This window comes from Bacillus sp. SH7-1, from assembly GCF_008042405.1.
Lineage (GTDB): Bacteria > Bacillota > Bacilli > Bacillales > Bacillaceae_G > Bacillus_A > Bacillus_A thuringiensis_N.
Map to the genome: position 1 here is coordinate 26,603 of NZ_QNUD01000049.1, position 6,398 is coordinate 33,000.

The window sequence follows — 6,398 nt, forward strand, 5'->3', positions numbered from 1 at the left end:
GGAGGATCCCCCTAGATGAATCCAAATAATCGCTTAACAACAAACCAAGGTGCTCCAGTTGGAGACAATCAAAATTCTCGTACAGCTGGTCGCCGTGGACCGGTATTATTAGAAGACTATCATTTAGTAGAAAAACTTGCGCACTTTGATCGTGAACGCATTCCGGAGCGTGTTGTGCATGCACGTGGTGCAGGTGCTCACGGTGTGTTCGTAACGAAAAACAGCATGAAGCAATATACGAAAGCAGCATTTTTACAAAATGAAGGAACTGAAACGCCTGTATTTGTTCGTTTCTCAACGGTTATTCATGGTCAAGGTTCTCCGGAAACAGCTCGTGATCCACGTGGATTCGCTGTTAAATTTTATACAGAAGAAGGAAATTACGATATCGTAGGTAACCATTTACCAGTCTTCTTCATTCGTGATGCAATTAAATTCCCTGATATGGTGCATTCTTTAAAACCAGCACCTGATACAAATATTCAAACGCCAGATCGCTACTGGGATTTCATGACGTTAAGTCCAGAATCTACACATATGATGACATGGGTATTCTCTGATTATGGTACACCAGCAAGCTACCGTGAAATGGAAGGTTTCGGTGTACACTCATTTAAATGGATTAATGCAGAAGGGAAAATCGTTTACATTAAATATCACTGGAAACCGCAGCAAGGTGTACGTAACTTAAGTGCAAAAGAAGCGCAAGAGGTACAAGGGGAAGACTTCAACCATGCAACTCGTGACTTGTTCGATGCAATCGAAAAAGGAAATTATCCGAAGTGGGATTTACACGTACAAGTGATGCAACTAGAAGAAACGGATTCTTTAGATTTCGATCCATTAGATCCAACGAAAGTATGGCCAGAAGATCGTTTCCCATTAATGGAAGTAGGGACGATGACGTTAAATCGTAATCCGAAAAACTTCTTTGCGGAAGTAGAGCAAGTCGCGTTCTCTCCAAGCGCAACTGTAAATGGTATTGAACCATCGGAAGATAAATTATTACAAGGTCGTTTATTCTCTTACCCAGATACGCAACGCTATCGTCTTGGTGCAAATTACTTACAAATTCCTGTAAACTGCCCATACGCAGCTGTTCGTAACCAACAACGTGATGGTGCGATGCAAATTGATCAAAACCCATCTACAATCAACTACGAACCGAGCCGTCATGCTGAAAATCCAGTTGAAGACAAAGCTTATCGTGATTCAACTATGAAAGTAGAAGGTTATGTATCTCGTGAGAAAATTGACAAACCAAATGACTTCAAACAAGCAGGCGAGCGTTACCGTTCATTCTCTAAAGAAGAGCAAACGAACTTAATTGCAAACTTAACAAATGACTTAAAAGACGTAAATGAACGCACGAAATTACTAGCTGTTTGTAACTTCTTCCGTGCAGATCAAGAGTACGGTATGCGTTTAGCGCAAGCGTTAAATGTTGATATTACGCAATATGTAGGAAATGCCCCGAAATAAATAGGAAAAGGCGACTGTTATGAAACGGTCGTCTTTTTTTGTTTATGTAAAGTTACGCGCGGGTATTCTTCAGTTTCGTTATGTCGGAATTTGTTGGTAAATCGATATACTGTGTCGAAACGTCGATATATTGAAAGAATCGCTGATATATTTGAAAAATCGTCGATATATCCGAATAATCGCTGATATATTCACGGAAATACCAATCGGGGGTATATTGCCAACGAGTACAAAAAAGAGATGCAATCTACTATCAGTAGATTGCATCTCTTTTTTAGTTCACTCGCTCTGTATGCTCATAAGCTTTCTCACCGTGCATCGAAATATCAAGTCCCATATGTTCCTCGTGCTCATCTACCCGAACAGGGAGGAAGAAGTTAATTGCTTTTATAATGGCGTACGTCATGATGATTGTAAATGCATATGTTGCTCCAATTGCTACAAGTTGTTTAAAAAGTAAAGTAGCGTTTCCGTAAAATAATCCATTAGCGCCATCGCTGTTTACAGCAGTAGTTGCGAATAGTCCTGTCGCAATACCGCCCCAAGTTCCTCCGATGCCGTGACATCCAAAAGCATCAAGTGTATCGTCGTATCCAAATTTTGTTTTTAAGAAAAAGACCGCTCCGAAGCATAATATACCGCCGATTGCTCCGATAAGAAGGGCGGAGAAAGGTGTAACGAACCCACAAGCTGGTGTGATAGCGACTAGACCGGAAACAACTCCGCAAGCAGCCCCCATCGCAGTCGGTTTTGATTGGAAGAACCATTCTGAAAGCATCCAAGTTAATGCTGAGGCAGCGGCGGCTATATTTGTATTAATAAATGCAGTTAAAGCTACGTCGTTTAAAGATAATGCGCTTCCGACGTTAAAACCGAACCAGCCGAACCACAGTAAGCCTGCACCTAACATCGTAAATGGCAAATGATGAGGAGACGAACCGTTTATGTTTTTTCGTTTTCCGAGGAAAATAGCTAATACAAGGCCAGCAACACCAGATGTGATATGAACGACATTACCACCAGCGAAGTCTAACGCGCCAAGTTCTCTTAGCCATCCGCCAACACCCCATACCCAATGAGCGACAGGATTGTAAACGATCGTTGTCCATAGAAGGATGAAAATAAGGAAAGCTGAAAATCGCATTCTTTCGGCGAATGCACCTGAAATTAAAGCAGGAGTTAAAATAGCGAACATGAGTTGAAACATCATAAATAAGTTGTGAGGAATAGTAGATGAGTAGTCTGGATTTGGTGCGTAGGTAACTCCGTTTAAACCGAACCAATCGAATGTGCCGATAAGTCCGTGCCAATCTGGTCCGAATGATAAAGAATAACCAATTACAATCCACTGAATCGAAACGATAGCCATTGCGCTATAACTATGCATTGTCGTACTGAGTACGTTTTTACTGCGAACCATACCTCCATAAAAAAGTGCTAATCCTGGTGTCATTAACATGACCATTACTGTCGCTACAAACATAAAAACCGTATCTCCCGTATTCATTCTCTCTCCTCCTATAATGTTAGAAAAAATAACATCAATTTGTTATGTTTCATATCATATTCGAAATGAAATGAAAAATCAACTAAAAATTCAGAAAACTTTATGTGTTATGTTAGAAAATCTAACATGGGGTAATTTGATAAGAATGAAATCAACGTATGCGATTCGTCCAGATAATTGGTATAATATTCTTACAATTAAAAAACATGGGGGATGCGTGTGGGGAAAATGCATACTAGGAAACTATTCATTTGTTTTTGTTTAGCTGTCGTTTTGTTTGTACCAATACATATATTTGCAGACGAAAAAAGAGAGTGGCGAGACGAAGTTATATATTCCATTATGATTGATCGTTTTAATAATGGGGAACCGAAAAATGACAAACAGTTAGAAGTTGGTAATTTAGAAGGATATCAGGGTGGAGATATAAGAGGGATTATAAAAAGACTGGATTACATAAAAGAAATGGGTTTTACTGCTGTTATGCTTTCTCCGCTTTTTGAAAGTGGAAAGTACGATGGGTTAGACGCCCGCAATTTTCAAAAGGTAAATGAACATTTCGGAACAGAAAATGATGTGAAAGAACTTGTAAAAGAAGCTCATGCAAGAGGAATGAAAGTTATATTTCAATTTCCACTTAGAGAAAACGAACAACAAGTCATCGACTCGATGAAATGGTGGATCAAAGAAGCCGATTTAGATGCAAGTTATGTAATGCATAGTGAAAAACAGTCGCCTGCTTTTTGGGGTGACGTGCAAAAAGATATGCAAGTGATAAAGAAAGATTTTCGGGTTATGACAAAAGGAGACAGTGAATACAACGAAAAAATAGTAGAATCGTTTTCCGAAGCGGATGTATCGGTGAAACCTTTATATGATGTGAGTAAAAAAGAAGGAGAATCTGTTATATTTTTAGATAATCAAGATACGAAAAGGTTTGCTCGTATTGCAAAAGAGAATATGAATTATCCACCATCTCGTTTGAAACTAGCTCTTACATATTTATTAACATCACCAGGCATTCCGAATTTTTATTATGGGACTGAAATTGCATTAGATGGAGGGGATACTCCGGATAACAGACGATTAATGGATTTCAAGTCAGATGAAAAATTTATGCAGCACATAACAAAACTTGGTGAACTTAGACAAACGAGGCTATCTTTACGACGTGGTACGTTTGAACTTCTATACGATAAAGATGGAATGAGTATATTAAAACGAAAGTATAAAGATGAGGTAACATTAGTAGCGATTAATAATACGAAAGAGACACAAAAAGTTCCTCTTCATGCAAATTTGATTGGAGAAAAAAAGGAATTACGTGGCCTACTGGAAGATGAAATTATAAGAGAGGAAAATGGAAATTTTTATCTTGTTTTAAAGCGCGAAGAATCAAATGTGTATAAAGTTAACGGAGAAACAGGTGTGAATTGGTTATTTATCTCTTTAATCGTCGGTGTGAACGTATTATTTATTGCGTTTTTAATTGTTGTTAAAAAGAGACGGAAATGAGTAATGTTTTTTTAGTAGCTCTCCAGTTTAAGGTGGTGAGGTATTTGCGGAAAAAGAAGTGGTTCGCTCTATGCGTATGTGTTTTTATCGTATTCGTAAGTTTTTATTTTTGGGACAACCGTGATGATGGGGAGTTTGTTCGGTGGGGTGATAGTGTTCATTCTGTTGATACGGAAGTGCTGAAGAGAAACGATATAAAATACAAAATCGAAAATGATAAAGTATATATTCCTGAAAAATCATTTGATAAAGCAATATGGTGTTGCTCTTAATAAATCCGAAATATCGGTGGGACAGGCTAAGGAGAAAACTTTCTCCCTAGTCTGTTTTTCTGTGAAGTAAGACTCTCGCTTCGAAATGCAGCTGAGCAAAGGAGTGAAAAGGCCGATAGAAGAAACAATAATTGCAACTATACTGATTTTACATTACATTAAAGGGTGAAAAATGTTCTGTTACTCATTGAGGGCTATATTTGAGGAGGAAAAATGGAATTTTACGATTTGGGTATTACCATTAAAGAACTTAGAATGAAAAAGAATATATCACAATCTGAATTGTGTCATGGAATATGTTCGCAAAGTCAAATTAGCAAAATAGAAAAAGGTATGATCTATCCATCTAGTATATTGTTATATCAGTTATCTGAAAGACTTGGTATTGATCCAAATAATATTTTCGCACTAACGCAAAATAAAAAACTAAAATATGTAGAAAATGTAAAGTGTGTAATGAGGGATTGTACAAAGCAAAAACAATATCATGAACTTTACGAAATAGTGAAACAAGAGAAAAACGAAAATAATTTCCAGTTAAAAGAAGATAAACAATTTCTAATATGGCATGAAGCCATTGCTATATTTCATGTAAATAAATCAATAAAAACTGCTTTAAATCTTTTAAATAGCGCGTTAAAACTAACAGTAACGAATGTTGATTTTTTATCAGAAAGAGAAATAGATATTATGCAGTCGATAGCTATATTTCATTGGGCAAATAAAGAGTATGAAAAGAGTATTACTATATTAAGAAGATGTTTAACGAATTTTAATAAGTTAGATTTTCCTAGAGATAAAGAGATTAAATTAAAAATCATTTTTAATTTAGCGAAAATTTTAGGTCATGCAAATCAGCATGAAGAGGCAATAAAATACAATGATATGGGTATCAAATTAGCTATTAATTTAAATACTTTATATTTATTAGGTGAATTGTACTATGGAAAAGCTTGGAATTTGCTAAAACTGAAAAAATATAATGAAGAAGATGTAGCTGATAACATGAAAAAAGCATTATTTATATTTGAACTAACAGAAAAAGAAAATTTGATAAAAATAGTTAAAGAAAATTATTTTGAAAATCAAAATAAAAAAATTACTCATAATTTTTGATGAATATCGTATTATTGTCTATAAAAAAAGGCACCTTAGGGTGTCTTTTTTTAGATTTATATCATCAATTATTACATTACATATGTTTCTTGTACCAAGCTTTGTTGATGGATTTACAATTCGCAGGTGTTGAAGTTTTAGATTTATCCTTGAGTGTAGCTATATTATTAGAACATCCTGCAATATGTAGACAGAATGTAGTTAATAAAAACCATAGTATTAATTTTTTCAAATTACCACTTCTAACTCTTTTTTAATTAACATTTTTTCATAAAATAAATTCCTTACTAATTTTACATTGCATGTAAGGGTGGAAAATATTCTTATACTCATAAATTGTTACATTTGAGTGGGTAGGGAGGTTTTTTGCACCGATTTTCAAAAGGACTTGGTTAATTTATGCATATATCTAATGTGTAAAAGTAAATCCTACAATAATCCAATCTCTATTCTAACTATCCGATTACTTGTAAGTTTAGATCCTGACGCTAAAAAGAAAAACATCC

The 6,398-nt window shown here is 35.6% G+C and carries 5 protein-coding genes; 4 read left to right on the forward strand and 1 reads right to left on the reverse strand.

The window, feature by feature from the left end; translation table 11 throughout:
* Positions 1-15 precede the first annotated feature (15 nt).
* The gene (katB, locus tag DN390_RS27805) at positions 16-1,482 is read left to right on the forward strand and encodes a catalase KatB (protein WP_147809035.1); all 1,467 of its coding nucleotides are present in this window, start codon (positions 16-18) and stop codon (positions 1,480-1,482) included.
* Between the two features lie 274 nt (positions 1,483-1,756).
* Here katB and DN390_RS27810 read toward each other — a convergent pair whose 3' ends face one another.
* A complete protein-coding gene (locus DN390_RS27810) occupies positions 1,757-2,989 on the reverse strand; it encodes an ammonium transporter (RefSeq protein ID WP_060629926.1) in 1,233 nt (410 codons plus the stop codon).
* 213 nt (positions 2,990-3,202) lie between these two features.
* Here DN390_RS27810 and DN390_RS27820 point away from each other — a divergent pair, with 213 nt between their 5' ends.
* From DN390_RS27820 to DN390_RS27830, 3 genes are all read left to right on the forward strand, one after another.
* The gene (locus DN390_RS27820) at positions 3,203-4,504 is read left to right on the forward strand and encodes an alpha-amylase family glycosyl hydrolase (protein WP_147809036.1); all 1,302 of its coding nucleotides are present in this window, start codon (positions 3,203-3,205) and stop codon (positions 4,502-4,504) included.
* Positions 4,505-4,548: 44 nt separating this feature from the next.
* A complete protein-coding gene (locus DN390_RS27825; protein ID WP_060633098.1) occupies positions 4,549-4,776 on the forward strand; it encodes a hypothetical protein in 228 nt (75 codons plus the stop codon).
* 213 nt (positions 4,777-4,989) lie between these two features.
* Positions 4,990-5,892, forward strand: a complete 903-nt coding sequence (locus tag DN390_RS27830; RefSeq protein ID WP_098265409.1) for a helix-turn-helix domain-containing protein — start codon at positions 4,990-4,992, stop codon at positions 5,890-5,892.
* Positions 5,893-6,398 lie beyond the last annotated feature (506 nt).